Here is an 18,718-nt window from a genome sequence, read left to right on the forward strand (position 1 = left end):
AAATGGTAAAAATATATCATTGCGCAGTTTTGGGAGATCCTATTTTGCATTCGCTGTCGCCTGTGCTTCACAACACGGCTTATAAGGCTTTGGGGCTTACGAATTGGCAATATAGTAAGGAAAAAGTAAGCGAAACGGATTTTCACGATTTTATTACGCATCTTGATGATTCTTGGAAAGGCTTAAGCCTTACTATGCCGCTTAAAAAAACCGTAATGAAACTCGGTACACCTTGCGACTACTGGTCGCGCACACTTAACGTGGCAAATACTGCAGTTTTTACTAGCAATCCAGCAACCGCTTCGCAATCGCAAATAAAGCTATACAACACTGACGTAAGTGGCATATTAATAACATTTATGCACGCATTACATGAGCGCATATGCGAAGTAAAAAAGGCTGTTATTATTGGCAGCGGCAACACTGCATCCTCTGCACTGGCAGCTTTAATTGAAATTGCGCAAGTGGCAAAGCTTGAGCAAGTGCAAGTTGTTGCTAGAACTGAAGATGACGGTAGTGTAAAAGGCGTTGAACGTTTTAATAATCTTATACAAAAGTATTGCGCTGATTTTCCAAATAAAATAAGCATAGGTAATAATAAAAGCGAAGAAAATGACGCTATGTATGAGCCTGTGCAAGGTATTGAGTTCCCAACAATAAGCGAAGAAGTATTTTCAAAATTTGCAGACTATAGCGCAGAAAAATTGAGCGCAGAAAAATTGTCAGAATGTGATAAATCTCTCATTTTGAAATCTTTAAATTCACTAGAAGCTGTTCGTGTAATCGCAGAAGCAGACATAGTAGTAAGCACAGTTCCAGCGCATGTAGCAGATCCAATTGCGCTTGCGTTGAAAGCATACTGTCAAGATAGTGCGCATAATCAAACGAAATTAGGAACATTGCTTGACGTAGTTTACGATCCTCGCCCAAGCATGCTACTTAGTGTATGGCAACAATATGGTTGCGCTATTGGCGGAGAAGAAATGCTTTTGCAACAAGCTTTAGCACAAGTAAGTCTTATGACGATTGACTACAGGCAATCTAAAGAAAATTTTGAGGATTGTGCTGAGACTGGCGCTGAGGATTGTGCTGAGACTGGTTCTGAGCTTGGTTATAAACCTAGTGCTGACAAGGCTAGATATTACGATGACTTAAGTAGTCTCATGCGAAAAGCCTTACAGGAGGCATTATGAGCGATAATACGCAACATACTACGCAAAGTGATACGCAAAGTGATGTGCAACATACTACGCAACGTTCCGCGTCGACTGGCGTGCAACTAGCTGACGGATTTGAAGTTATGCTAATTACCGGCATGAGCGGAGCTGGGCGATCGCACGCTGCTAACGCGTTGGAAGATATGGGATGGTATGTTATCGATAATCTTCCGCCAAAACTGCTCATACCGCTAGTAGATATGATGACTTCATCCGGTTCTAAAGTGCATAAGCTTGCTGCTGTTATTGACGTGCGTTCTAGAGGATATTTCGACGACCTGTTTGCAGTTCTTGCGCATATTGATGACCTTGGTGTAAAAACGCGAATTCTGTTTCTAGATGCTTCAGATGCTGTGCTTATTAAGCGTTATGAGTCTGTGCGCAGACCGCATCCTTTGCAGCGCGGCGGCAGACTTATTGACGGTATTCTAGAAGAGCGAGAGCTGCTCAGTCATTTGAAAGATTGCGCAAATATTATTATCGATACTTCTGCACTTAGTATTCACCAACTTTCTACAAAGCTTTACGAAGGATTGCTTGGAAAAGGCTCTTCTACGGTTTCTGTGCATATTTTCAGTTTTGGATTTAAATACGGCATGCCAATGGACGCTGATTTTGTTGCCGATATGCGATTTTTGCCGAATCCTTTCTGGGTTCCTGGATTAAGGGAGCTTACAGGTAAGGATCAAGCTGTGCAAGATTACGTTTTATCGAATCCTGCGGCAATTGCATTTTTAGATTCTTATGAAAATGCGCTTCTTACAGCTATCGACGGATTCGCTAAAGAAGACAAGCATTACGTGACTATTGCTGTAGGATGTACTGGTGGTCAGCATCGTTCTGTTGCCGTAAGTATTGAGCTTGCTAGACGTTTGAGATTGCACGGTTTGCAAGTTACAGTATCTGCAAGAGAGCTGCAGAGAAGATCGTAGTAAGTGAAGAAGTAAAGTAGTGAAGAAGTAAAGTAGCGAAATGCGATTATGAAACTAATCAATTAAAATTAATTAAAAAATTAAATAAAATTGCGTAAATTATATAAAATATAAAAATCTTGTACTAAAAGCATGTAAAGCATGTGCAAAAATCGGTAAAATGTCCAACGTATTCTGTATCACAGAAAGCCGGGCATGTCGTGTGCCACAGCATCATGCAAGTACCCAACAGCACTCATATTTTAAGAAGAACAAAAGTAGGAGGTTGTCCCTTGGCTCTTCTTGACGACGTCAAAAATGAACTCGTTTCAAACAACAATGAGCTCCCGACTGTCATTATGGCTCAAGCTGCAGCAATGATGCGCTTTGCTGGCGGCTTAAGGCCAGTAAATAATCAGGCTGTTATTCGCGCTCAGTTAGATTCTCAGCGTGCAGCTCAGTGGCTTGTTGAGGTATTGAAAACTCATTTCCAGAGGGAAGCAACAATTGCTCAAGTTTCTCGTCAAACTCCTACGGGCACTGTAGTTCGCTATGACGTGGTAGTTGAGCGTGGTGCTGCAGCATTGGCTTTGCAATCTGGTCTTCTTGATCGACGTATGAGAATTGTTGCAGGTCTTGCACCTGAGATTGTTGGTGGAAGTATCGCCCAAATCAAAGCAGCTTGGCGTGGTGCTTTCTTGGCTCACGGTGCTATTTCGGATCCTGGCAAAGCTAGCTATTTGGAAGTTGTTTGCCCAACTCATGAGGCTGCAAATGCTTTGCAAACTATGGCAGCGCGACTTGGCATTAGCGCCAAGGCTCGTCAGGTTCGTAGCTCTGAGCGAGTGACGTTGCGCGATTCTGACGCAATTGAGCGAATGTTGATTTTGATTGGTGCTCCTCGTTCTGCTCGCGAATGGACCGGTAAGCGTTCGGACGGTGAAGCTCGCGGAAAAGCAAACCGTTTGGCTAATTTTGACGATGCGAATATGCGTCGTAGCGCTAAGGCTGCTGCTGAGGCATGCGAAAAGGTTCGTCACGCATTCGATATTTTGGGCGACGATATTCCAGATAATTTGTTAATGGCCGGAAAGCTTCGTCTTGAGCATAGCGACGCAAGTTTGGAAGAGCTTGGTCACTTGGCTGATCCTCCTATTACAAAGGATGCGATTGCAGGGCGAATTCGTAGACTTTTGCAGCTTTCGGCAAAGGTTGAGAAGTCGCGTATGCAGCAGCTTTAATGCTGGTTTTGAGCGGTCTGTAGCTGTATTGGCTGGCGTGTTCCTTGCGTGGCTGTGAGGGTGGGTGTTACTTGTCTCGCAGCGCTCCGCTCTTATACCTTATTTGGACTTAGCGGTTGCGTAGTTAAGTTTAGTTTTTTACTTACTTTCTTTCAAAAATAGTATTCGTCAACAAGATTATTACTATCGTTCCGCTTTTATATTGCTCGACCAAGCAACACCCACCCCTCACTCGTTAATTCCAATCGCAGTTGTTTTGTGGTGTGGTAGGAGTGCTTGGCGTGGTGTATGCGGCAGCAATGACGTTAATGTCCTTTGGACAACAAGCAATCAACGTCTGCAGAGCATTAATGTCAAAGTTCACTAAGCAACATATAGTCGACGTTTGCAAAGCATTACTGCAAAGCTACTGAAGCAACGTTCGCAGAAGCGTAATTGCAAAGCTACCAAAGGTTTGAGGAGATACCGACATTTCCTTTACTTGCGTGTAAAGTTTTGTCGCTTTTCGACTTAATTCCGACATTTCCTTTATGCGGCTGTAAAGAAAATGTCGCTTTATGGAACATTTGCTGGAGTTTTTCTCCGGCTTTTTGTCGTTTCAGCTGAGGACGATTGTTGAAGATGTGCGGTATAATTGCATCCGGCAATGTGTTGATGTTTGAGGCTGATTTTGCGTTTTGTTGAACGAAGTAAGCCGGCACGGTAAGCCAGTATGTAAGTCAAATATGGTAAGCCAATATGGTTTGGAAAGGATACCGATGAAGACACTGAAAGATTTGGGAGATTTGAGTGGTAAGCGTGTATTGGTTCGCGCTGATTTTAACGTTCCTCTCAAGGGTACGACGATTACTGATGATGGTCGTATTCGTGCTGCTTTACCAACCATTAAGGCTTTGCGTGAGCAGGGTGCTAAGGTGATTTTGATGGCTCACCTTGGTCGTCCAAAGGGTCAGGTTGTTCCAGAGCTTTCCTTGGCTCCAGTTGCGCAGCGTTTAGGTGAATTGCTCGGCACAAATGTTGTTTTGGCTGCAGACACTTACGGCGAAGATGCTCAAGCTAAGGTAGCTGCCATGAATAATGGCGACGTTGTTTTGCTCGAAAACGTGCGCTTCAACGCCGAAGAAACCAGCAAGGATGCCTCCGAGCGCGCATCTTACGCTAAGAAGATTGCTTCTCTTGGCGAAGTATTTGTTTCCGACGGCTTTGGTGTTGTGCACCGCGCTCAGGGTTCAAATTACGATGTTGCTGCCGATCTTCCATCAGCTGCAGGCTTGCTTGTTGAGAAGGAAGTTAAGGCACTTTCTCGCGCAACTGAAAATCCAGAGCGTCCTTTGACTGTTGTTCTCGGCGGTTCCAAGGTTTCCGACAAGCTCGGCGTTATTGAGAACTTGCTTTCTAAGGCTGATCGTCTTGTTATTGGCGGCGGTATGGTGTTCACATTCCTCAAGGCTTTGGGTCACGAAGTTGGTACTTCTTTGCTTGAAGAGGATCAACTCGAGAAGGTTAAGGGCTACATTGAAACCGCTAAGAAGAACGGCGTTGAGCTTGTACTTCCAACCGATATTGTTGTGAATGCTGGCTTCCCAGCAGGTGATACTCCAGTTGTTCCAGAAGTAGTTCCAGCAGACGCTATTCCTGCAGACAAGATGGGCTTGGATATTGGTCCTGACTCTCAGAAGCTTTTCCACGACAAGATTGTTGACTCCAAGACTGTTGTTTGGAACGGTCCTATGGGTGTGTTCGAGGTTCCAGAGTTTGCAGCCGGTACTCGCGCTGTAGCCCAGGGCTTGGTTGATGCAACTAAGAACGGCACTTTCACTATCGTCGGTGGTGGCGATTCTGCTTCTGCAGTGCGCAACCTTGGATTCCCAGAAGATGGCTTCTCGCACATTTCTACTGGCGGCGGCGCTTCTCTCGAGTTCTTGGAAGGCAAGACTCTTCCAGGTTTGAGCGTGCTTGAGTAAGTAACATTGCTTGAGTAAATAATATTTACGCGAGCAAGTATAAACTAAATATTTCCGCTTATGCCGACTTTCGATTTTATGAATCCGCTTTGTAAATCGAGGTCGGCATAACACTAATTTGCGCAATACTATTAATCTCAATCGTAAACTTTTAAGGGTGATTATGGTTTCCAAAAGAAAGCCGTTAGTCGCTGGTAATTGGAAAATGAATTTCAATCACCGCGAAGCTACGCATTTTATACAAAAATTTGCGTGGCTACTGCGTGACGCGCATTACGACTACCACGATTGTGAAATTGCACTTATGCCTTCTTTTACTTCAATAAGAAGCGTGCAAGTTCTTGTTGAGTCTGACCATTTGCCAATATTGTACGGAGCTCAAGCTGTTTCTGTTACTGCTCAAGGAGCTTTTACTGGTGATGTTTCTGCAGATATGCTTGCAAGTCTTGGATGCTCAATGGTTATTGTTGGTCATTCTGAAAGACGCAAGTATCATCCTGAAGATGATGCAAATATAGTTGATCAAGTTCGAGCTGTTCTTGCCGCAGGAATGCAGCCAATTCTTTGCGTTGGTGAAAGTCTTAAAGAACGTCAACAGGGTGTTGCGCTCGATTTTGCTGTAGGGCAAGTGCATGATGTAACGCGCGATTTGGATGCGAAGCAAGCTAAGCGTTTAATTATTGCGTACGAACCAGTTTGGGCAATTGGTACGGGTATGGTTGCCACTGCTAATTCAGCTCAGGAAGCTGCATTGGCTATTCGTGAAGACTTGCGTGTTACGTTCGGTGACGATGTTGCAGATACTGTCCGTATTCTTTACGGCGGATCTGTAACGTCTTCTAATGCTTCAAGTCTTATCGCGGAGCCAGATGTCGATGGATTCTTAATTGGTGGCGCTTCTCTTGATGCGCAAGAACTTGCTAATATTGTGCGACTAACGGCTGCACAAACACGTTTAGAAACTAAATAAGCTTAAGTGGTCAAAGGTTATTATTAGACTTAACCAGGTACTGTAAAACAGGAGGTTGGTTGTGTCCACTGTGAAGATTATTTTGCAGGTGTTGCTTGTGCTCACTAGCATTTTGCTCACATTGTTAATTTTGATGCACAAGGGCAAGGGCGGCGGCCTTTCCGACATGTTCGGCGGCGGTTTAACGAAGAACGCTGGTAGCTCTGGTGTTGCAGAAAAGAACTTAAATCGTTGGACGGTTATTATTGCATTAATTTGGGTTGCTGTGATTGTGGCTTTAAACTTAATGACTAAGTTCTCGCTCATCTGAGTATTCTTTTTGAAAAGCGCATGGTTGTCAGATTGTGCGCTTTTTGTTTATATGCTTTGTTTGCAGGCTTTGACTGAAAGCTTGCTTCACTGTTTATTTGCCCGTTGTATTCGCCCATTTTATTTATATAAGTGTTTATTATTATGCGTTTTTCTCCTTCTTTAGTAATTGCGGATCTTGATGGCACCATGCTTCACGATGCCGATACTTTTGAAGGGCGCTTTTTAAGCAACGAAACTGTGAAAGCAGCTAAGTGTTTGCGCGAAAACGGAATTCCTCTTGCGATTATTACGGCTCGTCCTGTCGGAAGTGCTTTTGATTTTATTCACGATTTAAATGCTCAAGTTTGTGCGTATCTCAATGGCGCGTTAATCGATTTTGATTGCGCTAATAGCACGATTTCGGAGCTTACTTCTCAGCGTGAAATAAGCACATTATTACGTTTTGGTTTTGATTCTAAGCATGCTTGCGATGTGTGTTTGCGTTTGCTCGATAAAATCCCTACGCTGCGTCTTGGTATTGTTATGAACGACGTTCGTTACACGAATTTTGACGTTCGTATGCTTTGGAGCAAACAGGATTTTGTTATTACCGACTTTTCAAATGTGCCGCGCGGAACTGCAGACAAAATAATTATTGTTCCGCGAGATAGCGAGAAAGAGCAGCTTCAGCGCATTCTTCCGGACGATTTTTCTTTGCATATTAGCGAAGACGTTTTGTGGATGCTTACGAATCCTCTTGCAAATAAGGGGCATGCGCTGAACGTTATTTGCAATCGTTTGGGCGTGAAGCCTAGCCGCACAGTTGTTTTTGGCGACGATGTTATTGACATCGACATGTTCCGTGCCGGTGGTTATGGGGTAGCGGTGTCGAATAGTAATCCGCGTTTGCTTGCGATTGCGGACGAGATTTGCGCTTCCAACAATGACGACGGCGTTGCCAACTGGCTTCAAAACGAATTGCTCTAGCGGTTTATTGCAATCATCATAATCGGACGTAAATAGCGATAAATCGGACGCGTTCTACAAAATACGGACGCGTTTGCAAAATTTACGGACGTTTTCTTGTTTTTTGGACGCAAAACAAGTAGAATCGGACGAAAAGGATGTAAAATCGGACGCAAAAAATATTTTTAAGCTTTAAAATGTCCGATTTTAAATGCAAATATAAATACAAACTTAACTAAAAAACGATATTGCAACAAACCTAACTTACGAAGCGAGACTGCAATGTTCAATATAAATTCACTATCTTCACTAAGAGAGAGTAATCAATTAGAAGCGAAAGCGGCTTCAAACGGTACGCCGAGAAGTATGTGGGAAACGTATTGTGCTTTTGCTAATACGAATGGTGGAACTATCTTGCTGGGTGTAGGCGAAGATGCGCAGCATAATTTACAGCTTGTTGGCGTAAATAACCCTGAACATATGGTAAAAGATATTTGGGATACGCTAAATAATAAGAATAAAATTAGTTCGAATATTCTTATTGAAGAAAATATTTCTATTGAACAGATGGATGATAACAAATCTATTATTCGCATAACCGTTCCAAGAGCAAATCGTTCTGATAAACCGATTTATATTAATGGAAATCCTATAGGCGGTACGTATCGTCGTAATTTCGAAGGCGACTACAAATGTTCGCAAGAAGAGTATCAAGCGATGGTCAGAGACAATGGTTCGAGCGTAAATTCTATGGATCAATCTCCACTGTTGCAACACAGTGTTGACGATTTTGATATGGAGACTGTGCGCTCTTACCGCAATATGCTAAGTGCAGTGCGTCCTCAACATCCTTGGCTTACGCTTGATACAGATGAATTTCTTATGAGAATCGGAGCGTTAGCAAAAGACGAGTCGAATAAATTGCATCCTACTCGATCGGGTCTTTTAATGTTTGGTCAGGAGTGGTGCATTATTACGGAATTTCCGTACTATTTTCTCGACTACAGAGAAATTACCAATGCTGATAGTAGGTGGAGTCATAGGATTGTCAGCTCGGATGGTTCGTGGAGTGGAAATCTTTATGATTTTTGGAGTATTGTATGGCAGCGTCTTTCTCGTAAAATTGATGTACCATTTTTGCTTAATTCGCAGTCATTACGAGTTGATGATACTCCGTTGCATATGGCAGTTAGAGAAGCCCTTGCAAACACGTTGATTCATGCTGATTATTATATGCGAGGTAACACTGTTATTACATATGATGATGCTGTGAGTACTGATGTTGATGGTTCTTCACAATCTTCTATAGAAACAAATAGCGCAAATGATGGTTTTAAGCTTTCTTTTGCAAACCCGGGTTGCTTACGTATGCCTGTAGAAGTGGCTTTAGCTGGAGGTTTTTCTGATTCTCGGAATCCAGCACTGCTTAAAATGTTCGCGCTGATTTCTGTTGTTGAACGTGCTGGAAGCGGATTTGATGCTATGAGAGCTGGTTGTGATTGGGCTGGAATACGCTATCCAATGTTAAGTGAGTCCTTTAATCCAGACCGTACTACTCTTGAATTTTTTGTAAGCGATAAGAATAACTTTGTATCTGGTTCTTCAAAAAACAAAACTGAACTTAATGCTAATTCATTGAATTTAGTGAACGGTACTTATAATTCAGAACTTACTACAAATTCACTTTCGCAAGATTCTAATAACTCGCATAAACGTATGAGCGTTGACGATTGCTATAAAAAGATTATTGAAGCAGTACATAATCATGGAACAATAAAGCGTGAGCAAGTGCAAAATATTCTTAACGTGGGTAGTACCAAGGCTAAGCAATTGTTATCTGATTTAGTTAGTAGAGGAGATATTTCAGTTTGTGGAAAAGGTCGAGCTACTACCTACGTTTTTAACCGCAGTTAAACAAAAACCGCACATGTGTGAATTAATCGCTTATGCACGAAACTCGCGTGCGCCATCGTAACGTTTTAACCAAATCTCGCTGGCAAACTCTTTCTGGCAAGTAATCGCCGTTACTTTCTCAGTTGGTTAGTCTGCTTGAGCGCTCCAATTGTGGGGAGTTTTCCTCGTGTTTGGAGTGCTGCACAAACAAAAAAACCGCACATGTGTGAATTAATCCACGAACATGTGCGGTTTATGTTTATTTATTACTGATTAATCAAATCAGGCGTTTACACGATCGATGCCGGACTGTACGTCTGCAATCACGGAATCCCAAGACTTGATGAAGGCGGCAACACCGTCAGCCTCAAGCTTGTCGGTAACGTCCTTGATGTTGATGCCAAGCTCAGCGAGCTTGTTCATAACAGCGTGGCTCTCTTCGTAAGTACCCTTAATAGAAGCAGCACCGTTGCCGTGATCAGCAAGAGCGTTCAAAGTCTTTTCTGGCATGGTGTTAACAACATGCTCAGCAACCAACTCATCAACGTACTTGCAATCGGAGTAAGCTGCGTTCTTGGTGCCAGTAGAAGCCCAAAGTGGACGCTGCTTCTTAGCACCCTTGGCCTCAAGCTCAGCCCAACGTGGGTCAGCTGCGAACTTCTTCTCGAAGAGTTCGTAAGCCAAGCGAGCGTTAGCAACAGCAGCCTTGCCTTCAAGAGCCTTAGCTTCAGCAGAACCGTTAGCTTCGAGGAGCTTGTCAACAGCGGTATCAACGCGGGAGACGAAGAAGGAAGCTACGGAACCAATGTGCTTCAAGTCGTGGCCGTTAGCGGCAGCCTGAGCGATACCTTCGATGAAGGCGTCGATAACCTGCTCGTAGCGCTCGAGGGAGAAGATCAAGGTTACGTTCACAGAAATACCCTTAGCAAGGGTAGCGGTGATAGCTGGAAGACCTTCCAAAGTTGCTGGAATCTTGATCATAACGTTTGGACGATCAACCTTTGCCCAAAGCTCTTCAGCCTGCTTCTCAGTGTTAGCAGTATCGTGAGCCAAGCGTGGATCAACTTCGATGGAGACGCGACCGTCAACGAAGTCGGTCTTTTCAGCGATCTCGCGGAAGATATCGGTTGCGTTACGAACGTCGGTGGTGGTCAACTCGCGGATAGCGGTTTCAACGTCGACCTTGCCGAGTTCCTTAAGCTGTGCATCGTATGGGCCAACCTGGCTCAAAGCCTTCTGGAAGATGGATGGGTTGGTGGTAACGCCAACAACATTCTTATTAGCAATCAAATCCTGCAAAGAGCCGGACTCAATGCGGGTACGGGACAAATCGTCCAACCAAATAGAAACGCCGGAATCGCTGGTGCGCTGCGTTGCTTCAGTCATGTTATCTCCTTAACACTGTGCTCCACCAATTGGGGCACGTCGGTAGTTTGGCGTTTTTACAAGAAACAGCGGTTGATGTCGAACCAACGGTAGCTCGGCATCAACACGCCGTCGCTGTTTCTCGCGAAGTGTTTCGTCAGCACTTCTAGTTTTGTGACATATCAATTTTATTTTGATACATCAAGCTTTATTTCGCTTATTCACTTAAGCGCGAGCTTCTTCGATAGAAGCCTTAGCAGCTTCTACTACGTGCTCAGCAGTAATGCCCAAGTCGATCATGTTCTGACCGCCGTCACCCTGTAAGCCGTACTGTTCGATAGAAACAGCTTTGCCGCAATCGCCAAGATACTTGTACCAAGGCAATGCCAAGCCAGCTTCGATGGAAACGCGAGCCTTGACGGACTTTGGCAAGATTTCTTCCTTGTACTCTTCGTCCTGCTCTTCGAACCATTCGAGAGATGGCATGGAAAGAACGCGAGCCTTAATGCCTTCAGCTGCCAAAGTCTTGGCGCCAGCAACAGCCCACTGAACTTCGGAACCGGTTGCCATGATGATTACGTCTGGAGTGCCTTCGCAATCAATCAAAACGTAAGCGCCGTGCTTTACGCCTTCGCGAGCCTTTTCAGCAGTCTCAGCGAGGGTTGGAACGCCCTGGCGAGTCAAAATCATAGCGGTTGGGTAGCTGTTCTTCTTCTCGAAGAAGTAACGGTAAGCTTCAGCAGTTTCGTACTCATCTGCAGGGCGTACAACCTCAAGCTGAGGAATAGCGCGGAAAGCAGCCAAGTGTTCGATTGGCTGGTGAGTTGGACCATCTTCGCCCAAAGCTACGGAATCGTGGGTCCAAACGTAGAGGTTTGGAATCTCCATCAAAGCAGCCAAGCGAACTGCTGGGCGCTCGTAGTCAGAGAACTGGAAGAAGGTGCCGTTGAATGGGCGAGTGTCAGAACCAAGCAAAATACCGTTGGTAATAGCACCCATTGCGAACTCGCGAACACCGAAGTGAAGCTGACGGCCATGCTCGGAAACGTTTGGCCAAGTGCGAGTTGCATCCTCGGATGGACCGAAGGAGTCAGCACCCTTAATGTTGGTGTTGTTGGAGCCGCCCAAATCAGCGGAACCACCCCAAAGTTCTGGCATAACGGCAGCAATTGCGTTAAGAACTGCGCCGGAAGCCTTACGGGTAGCGACCTTAGAGCCAACTTCGAAGCCAGCAACCAAATCGTCAATAGCCTTGTCGAAGCCTTCAGGAAGCTTGCCAGCCTTAATACGCTCGTAGAGAGCAGCCTTATCTGGGTTGGCGGCAGCCCACTTTGTAAGAGCTTCGTCCCAAGCCTTGTGAGCAGCCAAGCCGCGCTCTGCAACCTTGCGAGCGTGAGCCAAAGCTTCTTCGTCGATTGGGAATTGAACTTCTGGATCGAAACCGCAAAGTTCCTTCAAGCCCTTCACAGCTTCTTCGCCAAGCTTAGAACCGTGGGAAGCTTCGTTGTTGGTCTTGCCTGGGGTTGGCCAAGCAATCAAAGTATTAACCTTAATGAAGTGAGGCTTATCGGTAACTTCCTGAGCCTTTTCAATAGCCGCAGCCAAAGCCTGAACGTCTTCCTTGTAGGAGCCATCTGGCTGGATGAAGCTAACTTCATCGGTGTACCAACCGTATGCACGGTAACGAGCAAGAATATCCTCAGAGAAGGTGAGCTTAGTGTCGCCTTCAATCTGAATATGGTTTGCATCGAAGATTACAGTCAAATTGCCAAGCTTCTGGTTTCCAGCCAAGGAAGCAGCTTCAGAAGAAACGCCTTCCTCAACGTCGCCTTCGCCGCAGATAACCCAAACCTTGTGATCGAATGGGGAAGTGCCGGCTGGAGCTTCTGGATCAAGAAGACCGCGCTCAAAGCGCTGACCATAAGCAAAACCAACAGCAGAGGCAAGACCCTGACCGAGTGGGCCAGTAGTCATTTCGATGCCTGGAGTCAAGCCGTATTCTGGGTGGCCTGGAGTACGCGTGTCTGCACCGCCACGGAAATACTTGAGATCGTCAAGAGTCAAGCCGTATCCAGAGAAGAACAACTGCACGTATTGCGTAAGCGAAGCGTGACCGCCAGAAAGAATAAAACGATCGCGGCCAGCCCACTTTGGGTCAGCTGGATCGTGCTTAATGAAATGCTGGTACAATGTGTACGCAATCGGTGCTAATGAAACAGGGGAGCCAGGATGTCCGTGTCCTGCTCGCTCAACAGCATCAGCCGAGAGAACCTTCGCCATCTTTACGGCGCGCTCGTCTAATGCAGACCAGTTGAAATCGGTCATGTGATCTACTTTCCTTCCAATAATCCGGGTTTTTAAGCACAGCTTACGCTGGCTTTTTACCCTCTCATTGCCCTTCAATCCTATCTTTCGCGCGCGACGAATATGTTACAAAGTGTGTCAAAAGTTTGCTTTTATGTTCTGTTGCGTGCTAAGAAATAGACTACTATAGGAATATAGTATTTAGACGTGTTTGTAAGGAGTGGTAATGCAGTCACGACGCATGATGATTTTGCGCGCAGTTGTTGAGGATTATATTCGTTCTCAAGAGCCTGTTGGTTCTGCGGCTCTTGCAAAGCATCATCAGCTTGGTGTGAGTTCAGCTACTATTCGTAACGATATGTCGGCTTTGGAAGAGGAGGGATACCTTGTTCAACCGCACACTTCTGCAGGTCGTATTCCTACTGAAAAAGGCTATCGCTACTTTGTTGACGGTTTGGCTTCTGTTATTCCACTTTCTGAACCGCAGCGTCGCGCTATACGTAACTTTTTAAGCGGATCTGTCAGTTTACAAGATACTTTGCAACGTTCCGCACGTCTTCTTGCAAGTATTACGGGTCAAGTCGCTCTCGTAGCATCTCCAGCATTGTCTAAGTCAAAAGTAAAAAGAATTGAGATTGTTCAAGTGTCGTCTTCTACGCTTTTGGTTGTTGTGATTACAGATGCTGGAGGCGTAGCTCAGCACATGATTCAAGCAACTAATATAAATTCAGATGACTTATTGCATCTAACTAATATGGTTAATGAGTGCTGCATTGGGCTATCCCTTTCATCTGCTTCACAACGCGTTTATGCGCTCGCAAATCACAAAGATTTAGCATCAGCTTTGCAAATTATTAGTCAACTTGCTAATGCTTTAGAAGATATGCATGACGGTGAGCATGCTCACGACTTATACATGGCTGGAGCTTCTCAACTTGCGCATAGACAAAGTATTGTTGATTTTGCTTCACTTTTTGACGCACTCGAAGAACAGGCTGTTATTATGCGACTTATGACTTCTTTAAGTGAGGAAGCAAGCGATTGTGCAAGTGGTGTTAGTGTTGCAATCGGCTCGGAAACGCATACTCCTGGTTTGCTTAACGCTTCTGTTGTAACAAGCGCTTACGGCTACAATGCTGATTCTGACTCTGCTTTTATTGGATCAATTGGTCCTACGCATATGGATTATGCTGCAACGATGACTGCTGTTAAGGCTGTTGCGCGCTACCTTAATTCGTTTATATCCGAAAATTCATAAAAACATGGCTGGTTTATGGCTGGTTATTCGGCTTATGTCTGGCTGTGCCTTATGCAAAAATGATTTTAGAAAAAGGTAAAAGGGGAATTAATTGACTGATTACTACAAAGTTCTAGGCGTTGATCACAATGCTAGCGACGACGAAATTCGCAAAGCCTACCGCAAGATGAGCCGCAAATATCATCCTGATATTGCAGGCGCTGAGTTTGAAGAAAAGTTTAAGGAAGTAAATGCTGCCTATGACGTGCTTTCTAATCCTGAAAAGCGTCGAATGGTAGACATGGGTGTTGATCCTAACGATCCTTCTGCAGGAAGTGCCGGAGCTTCAGGCGCTGGTTTTGCAGACATGGGAATGGGCGACATTTTCAGCCAATTCTTTGGTGGCTCTTTCGGCAATTCGCAAGGACCAATTTCGCGTGTGCAGCCTGGCGACGATGCGTTAGCTGAGGCTCGTATTGATTTGAAAACCGCTATTTTTGGCGGAAATGTTAGCGTACGGTTAACTACTTTTGGTGTTTGTAAGGATTGCTCTGGTTCCGGTTCTGCCGACAATTCCGCTCCAGAACAGTGCTCAGTATGTCACGGTTCCGGCTTCTGTCAAAAAGTTGTGCGCACTATGCTCGGTCAAATGATGTCTTCGATGCCTTGTGAGCATTGCGAAGGTCATGGCACGATTATTAAGAATCTTTGCCAAAACTGCCACGGTCATGGTCGCGTGCGTTTAATTCGTGAAGTTGGCGTGAACGTACCGGCTGGAATTCGTGATGGCAGTCGTTTGCGCTTAGCTTCTCAAGGAAGCGTTGGTGAGTGCGGCGGTCCTGCTGGCGATTTGTACGTTGATATTCATATTCGTGCAGATAAGCAATTTACTCGCAACGAGGATGATTTGCATTGCTGGATTACAGTTCCTATGAGCTGGGCTGTTCTTGGTCGCAGTCTTGAAATCGACACTTTTGATGGTACTCAAAAAATAACGATTCCTGCAGGCTGCCAAAACGAAGACACTATTACTTTGCCAAATCTTGGTGTAACGAAGCTTCGTTCTAAAGATCGCGGAAATATCGTGGTTCATGTGCTAGTGCAAACGCCTTCTAAGTTGAATGATGAAGAGCGTTCTTTGATTGAAAAATTTGCTAAGTTGCATGATAGTTCTGTGAAGCAAGTGCAGCAACATTCGTTAAGTGAGCAGTCGAGTGAGCGTAAAGGTTTCTTTAGTAAATTAAAGGAAGCTTTTGCCGGCTGATTTTACGGATTTAATTTACTGCTTTAAACGGATTCAATTTACGGCTTTAATTTAAAATAGTGGGGAAATATGGCATTACCAATATTGTTTGCTGGAACTCCGGAAGTTGCGGTTCCATCTCTTCGCGAGTTAGCTAAAGATAGTGAGCATTTTGATGTTCGCGCTGTTCTTACGCGACCGGACGCTCCGACTGGTCGCGGCAGAAAGCTTGTGCCAAGTCCTGTGAAACAGGCTGCTCTTGAGCTCGGCTTGCCAGTGCTTGAGTCGGATCCTAAAGATGAAAATGTGTTTCTTGAACAGCTTGCGGCGACCGGTGCAAAAGCTGCAGCAGTTGTAGCATACGGTAAGATTTTGCGCCAGAATGTTTTAGATGCGTTGCCACTCGGCTGGTATAATCTTCATTTTTCGCTTCTTCCGCAATGGCGAGGTGCAGCTCCTGTGCAGCGCGCCATTTGGGCTGGGGATGACATTACAGGTGCTACTGTTTTTCGTATTACGCGCGGCATGGATTGCGGGCCTATTTTGGCGCAGTTTACTACAAAAATTGAGCCTCACGAAAATTCTGGCGATCTTCTTGCGCGACTTGCAAACGACGGCGCTCCGCTTCTTGCAGCATCTCTTCGTGGCGTGGAAACTGGTGAAATTGTGCCGGTTGATCAAGATCAAACTCCTCAAGAAGTTGCGCAAAAAATCACTGTTGAAGATGCTCACATTGATTTTCATGCGCCAGATTTTGCTGTTGACCGTCAAATTCGCGCTTGTACGCCAAATCCAGGTGCGTGGTGCGAACTTCACGCGGACGATGAGAATAACGCAGAGCCGATTACTTTGCATGTTTTGCGCGCAGTTCCTGCAGATGCTAACGATCCGCATGCCCAAGATTTTAATCAGCTTGATCCTGGAAAATTACTTGCTGGTAAGAAGCAAGTTTGGGTCGGTACTTTAAGCGGCGCACTTGAGCTTTTGGAAGTAAAAGCGCAAGGTAAGAAAGCTATGAAAGCGGCAGACTGGGCGCGCGGAGCCAGGCTTTCGGCAGCAGCTTACTGCGCATAAAATTATGAGTATGAACTTTTCTTCGATGTTGCCAACTTTGTCTAAACCTGGGCTTTTGGTTATGGATGTTGATGCAACGCTTATTGAAGAAGAAGTTATCGATTTGCTCGGTGCAGAAGCTGGATGCGGAGATGAGCTTTCTGAGATTACAGCGCGAGCAATGCGTGGCGAAATTACTTTCGATACTTCCTTGCGTTCGCGCGTGTGTATGCTTCGCGATTTGAATCTTGACGAGTGCAAAAAGCGTATTATTTCTAAAATTCATGTAACTAAAGGCGCGAATGTTTTAATTGACACGCTTCATACACATGGTTGGAAAGTTGGCGCAGTTTCTGGCGGTTTTCACGAGATTTTGGACGAATTTTTGCCGAGTTTGAATATTGATTTTTGGGCGGCTCACCATTTAGAGTCTATTGATGGAAAGCTTACTGGCAACGTACTTGGAAATATTGTTAATGCTAATGCAAAAGTTGAAGCGCTTAGAACTTGGGCAACTAATCTTGGAATTGATCCCGAACAAACTGTGTCAGTGGGGGATGGAGCGAACGATATTTCAATGATTAAATTCGCTGGATTAGGCGTAGCTTTTTGCGCAAAACCAGCAGTTCAAGCGGCCACTTCTTACCGCATTCTTACTCGCGATTTAAGCGTTGTCTTGCGTTTTTTGAATGCGAATTAATAAGAGGATTTCTTGCATTTATAGAACGAAAAGTTGATGAATGTACATAAGCAATGTAAAATAATGAAGCAATGATTAAAGATTAATGATTAAATTTTTTTGTGAAAGTTCTGTATCTTTTAACCACAGAGCTTAAATGTGTTGGTGAATCTTTCTATTAAGTGAGTAAAATAAAGTTAATTTATAGGAGAGAGAGTGTGCATAAATGCGGGAATTTATGCATTTAGGGTAGGGAGTGTAAGTTGAATTTACGAGAAGTTGCGCTTGAAGTTGCGCGTATTTTGGAAGATGTTGGTAAACATGCGTATCAGGATCAATTAAGCCCTCAAGATATGACGTCGATTGCGTTGGGTGATCCTAATAAATCTGAATCTGGTTTTGGTGATAAGCTCGTGCGTTTTATTCAAAATCGTTTGACTTATGTGAATCCTTTCCAAGGTTTTTGGCAAACTAGGCCGGAGCAGTGCAATCCGGGAGACCGTTTTTGGTGTGTTGGAAACGTTGACGGCGCTATTAATTTTAATCGCGATATGGCTGAGTGGACTCTTACGGTTTCGCTTTTTGAGTTTAACGATGAAGGCTCCGCTCGTCCGGTTCTTGGCGTTGTGCACGCTCCTGCGTTGGGATTGACTTATTTGGCTGCAAAGGGTCAGGGTGCTATTCGTATTCGTAGGACTCCGCAAGGAGAGAAGCGCGAGAAGATTACGCCTTCCACAACTTCTACTTTGCAAGGATCTGTGGTTTGTTACGGAATGTCTTATATACCTGGTGAATCTAAGCGCGCACTTGGCGTAGTTGCTTCTGTTGAAGAAGGATGCCCTGCGGATATTAAGCGTATTGGGCCTGCGTCGCTCGACTTGTGCAAGGTGGCAGATGGCACTTATGACGCTTATTTTGAGCCTCACTTGCATTATTGGGATATTCCAGCTGTTTCTGCTGGTGCTGTGGTTGTGGAAGAGGCGCAGTGCCAGATGTGCCAGTGGGATGGAAGCCCTATTCATTGGCGCAAGGAAAATGATGTGGTTGCTTCTAATGGCTTGCTTATTAAAGAGTTAAAGCCGTATCTTAAGTAACTAATAATCTCGTGTGTGTCGTAATTTTTAATAAATATTATGACGTCGTAATATGCAATTCATGTGGGATTCATGCGGTAGTGAAATACAAATTACGAAATTATAGCATAAAACTACTTGCAATGTATGAACATGTGAGTATCATACAACCTGTATGAGTGTCAGTTTGCACATTTTTATGCATATTGAAACGTATTAAGAGAGTATGAAGCGTTGTGTAAATAGCAAATTGGTATGAAACAAAGAAGCGAATGCTAATTTATTGGCTGCCGCATGATTGCATATTACAA

At 44.6% G+C, this 18,718-nt stretch carries 15 protein-coding genes; 13 read left to right on the forward strand and 2 right to left on the reverse strand.

The window, feature by feature from the left end; genetic code table 11:
* The first annotated feature begins 2 nt into the window (after nt 1-2).
* The 8 genes from HXT29_RS01305 (at nt 3) to HXT29_RS01340 (ending at nt 9,474) form a co-directional block, all read left to right on the forward strand.
* Complete coding sequence (locus tag HXT29_RS01305) at nt 3-1,193, forward strand: shikimate dehydrogenase family protein (protein ID WP_410294630.1); 1,191 nt, start codon at nt 3-5, stop codon at nt 1,191-1,193.
* A gap of 107 nt (nt 1,194-1,300) precedes the next feature.
* Complete coding sequence (gene rapZ, locus HXT29_RS01310; protein WP_116442868.1) at nt 1,301-2,149, forward strand: RNase adapter RapZ; 849 nt, start codon at nt 1,301-1,303, stop codon at nt 2,147-2,149.
* A gap of 272 nt (nt 2,150-2,421) precedes the next feature.
* A complete protein-coding gene (whiA, locus tag HXT29_RS01315) occupies nt 2,422-3,369 on the forward strand; it encodes a DNA-binding protein WhiA (RefSeq protein WP_004119060.1) in 948 nt (315 codons plus the stop codon).
* 758 nt (nt 3,370-4,127) lie between these two features.
* Nucleotides 4,128-5,333 carry a phosphoglycerate kinase gene (locus HXT29_RS01320; RefSeq protein WP_415706238.1) on the forward strand — a complete coding sequence of 402 codons (1,206 nt, stop codon included), beginning with the start codon at nt 4,128-4,130 and terminating at the stop codon, nt 5,331-5,333.
* A 163-nt stretch (nt 5,334-5,496) separates the two neighbouring features.
* Nucleotides 5,497-6,303: a triose-phosphate isomerase gene (gene tpiA, locus HXT29_RS01325; RefSeq protein ID WP_064340411.1), complete on the forward strand. Its 807-nt coding sequence runs from the start codon at nt 5,497-5,499 to the stop codon at nt 6,301-6,303.
* A 61-nt stretch (nt 6,304-6,364) separates the two neighbouring features.
* Entirely contained in the window at nt 6,365-6,613 is a 249-nt protein-coding gene (secG, locus tag HXT29_RS01330) for a preprotein translocase subunit SecG (RefSeq protein WP_004119067.1), read from the forward strand.
* A gap of 140 nt (nt 6,614-6,753) precedes the next feature.
* Nucleotides 6,754-7,581: an HAD family hydrolase gene (locus tag HXT29_RS01335; RefSeq protein ID WP_415688449.1), complete on the forward strand. Its 828-nt coding sequence runs from the start codon at nt 6,754-6,756 to the stop codon at nt 7,579-7,581.
* 261 nt (nt 7,582-7,842) lie between these two features.
* Nucleotides 7,843-9,474: an RNA-binding domain-containing protein gene (locus HXT29_RS01340; protein WP_004106361.1), complete on the forward strand. Its 1,632-nt coding sequence runs from the start codon at nt 7,843-7,845 to the stop codon at nt 9,472-9,474.
* 261 nt (nt 9,475-9,735) lie between these two features.
* Here the strand turns inward: HXT29_RS01340 and tal are convergent, their stop codons facing one another.
* Together tal and tkt are read right to left on the reverse strand one after the other, a co-directional pair.
* Nucleotides 9,736-10,839: a transaldolase gene (gene tal, locus HXT29_RS01345; protein WP_004119072.1), complete on the reverse strand. Its 1,104-nt coding sequence runs from the start codon at nt 10,837-10,839 to the stop codon at nt 9,736-9,738.
* 204 nt (nt 10,840-11,043) lie between these two features.
* Complete coding sequence (gene tkt / locus HXT29_RS01350) at nt 11,044-13,143, reverse strand: transketolase (protein ID WP_415696165.1); 2,100 nt, start codon at nt 13,141-13,143, stop codon at nt 11,044-11,046.
* 220 nt (nt 13,144-13,363) lie between these two features.
* Here tkt and hrcA point away from each other — a divergent pair, with 220 nt between their 5' ends.
* From hrcA to HXT29_RS01375, 5 genes are all read left to right on the forward strand, one after another.
* A complete protein-coding gene (hrcA, locus tag HXT29_RS01355; protein ID WP_004106356.1) occupies nt 13,364-14,380 on the forward strand; it encodes a heat-inducible transcriptional repressor HrcA in 1,017 nt (338 codons plus the stop codon).
* Between the two features lie 91 nt (nt 14,381-14,471).
* Nucleotides 14,472-15,623 (forward strand): molecular chaperone DnaJ, encoded by a 1,152-nt coding sequence (gene dnaJ / locus HXT29_RS01360; protein ID WP_415696166.1) that lies wholly within the window; start codon nt 14,472-14,474, stop codon nt 15,621-15,623.
* Between the two features lie 69 nt (nt 15,624-15,692).
* Nucleotides 15,693-16,676: a methionyl-tRNA formyltransferase gene (fmt, locus tag HXT29_RS01365; RefSeq protein ID WP_422118406.1), complete on the forward strand. Its 984-nt coding sequence runs from the start codon at nt 15,693-15,695 to the stop codon at nt 16,674-16,676.
* A gap of 25 nt (nt 16,677-16,701) precedes the next feature.
* Entirely contained in the window at nt 16,702-17,355 is a 654-nt protein-coding gene (serB, locus tag HXT29_RS01370) for a phosphoserine phosphatase SerB (protein ID WP_004106352.1), read from the forward strand.
* A 242-nt stretch (nt 17,356-17,597) separates the two neighbouring features.
* Nucleotides 17,598-18,428: an inositol monophosphatase family protein gene (locus HXT29_RS01375; RefSeq protein ID WP_004106351.1), complete on the forward strand. Its 831-nt coding sequence runs from the start codon at nt 17,598-17,600 to the stop codon at nt 18,426-18,428.
* Nucleotides 18,429-18,718 lie beyond the last annotated feature (290 nt).

Source organism: Gardnerella sp. DNF00550 (assembly GCF_049262685.1).
GTDB classification, from domain to species: Bacteria; Actinomycetota; Actinomycetes; order Actinomycetales; family Bifidobacteriaceae; genus Bifidobacterium; species Bifidobacterium leopoldii.

Coding starts and splice junctions, on each gene's coding strand:
- HXT29_RS01305 (WP_410294630.1), top strand. CDS start 3: ATGGTAAAAATATATCATTGCGCAGTTTTGGGAGATCCTATTTTGCAT.
- rapZ (WP_116442868.1), top strand. CDS start 1,301: ATGCTAATTACCGGCATGAGCGGAGCTGGGCGATCGCACGCTGCTAAC.
- HXT29_RS01320 (WP_415706238.1), top strand. CDS start 4,128: ATGAAGACACTGAAAGATTTGGGAGATTTGAGTGGTAAGCGTGTATTG.
- tpiA (WP_064340411.1), top strand. CDS start 5,497: ATGGTTTCCAAAAGAAAGCCGTTAGTCGCTGGTAATTGGAAAATGAAT.
- HXT29_RS01340 (WP_004106361.1), top strand. CDS start 7,843: ATGTTCAATATAAATTCACTATCTTCACTAAGAGAGAGTAATCAATTA.
- tal (WP_004119072.1), bottom strand. CDS start 10,839: ATGACTGAAGCAACGCAGCGCACCAGCGATTCCGGCGTTTCTATTTGG.
- tkt (WP_415696165.1), bottom strand. CDS start 13,143: ATGACCGATTTCAACTGGTCTGCATTAGACGAGCGCGCCGTAAAGATG.
- hrcA (WP_004106356.1), top strand. CDS start 13,364: ATGATGATTTTGCGCGCAGTTGTTGAGGATTATATTCGTTCTCAAGAG.
- fmt (WP_422118406.1), top strand. CDS start 15,693: ATGGCATTACCAATATTGTTTGCTGGAACTCCGGAAGTTGCGGTTCCA.
- serB (WP_004106352.1), top strand. CDS start 16,702: ATGTTGCCAACTTTGTCTAAACCTGGGCTTTTGGTTATGGATGTTGAT.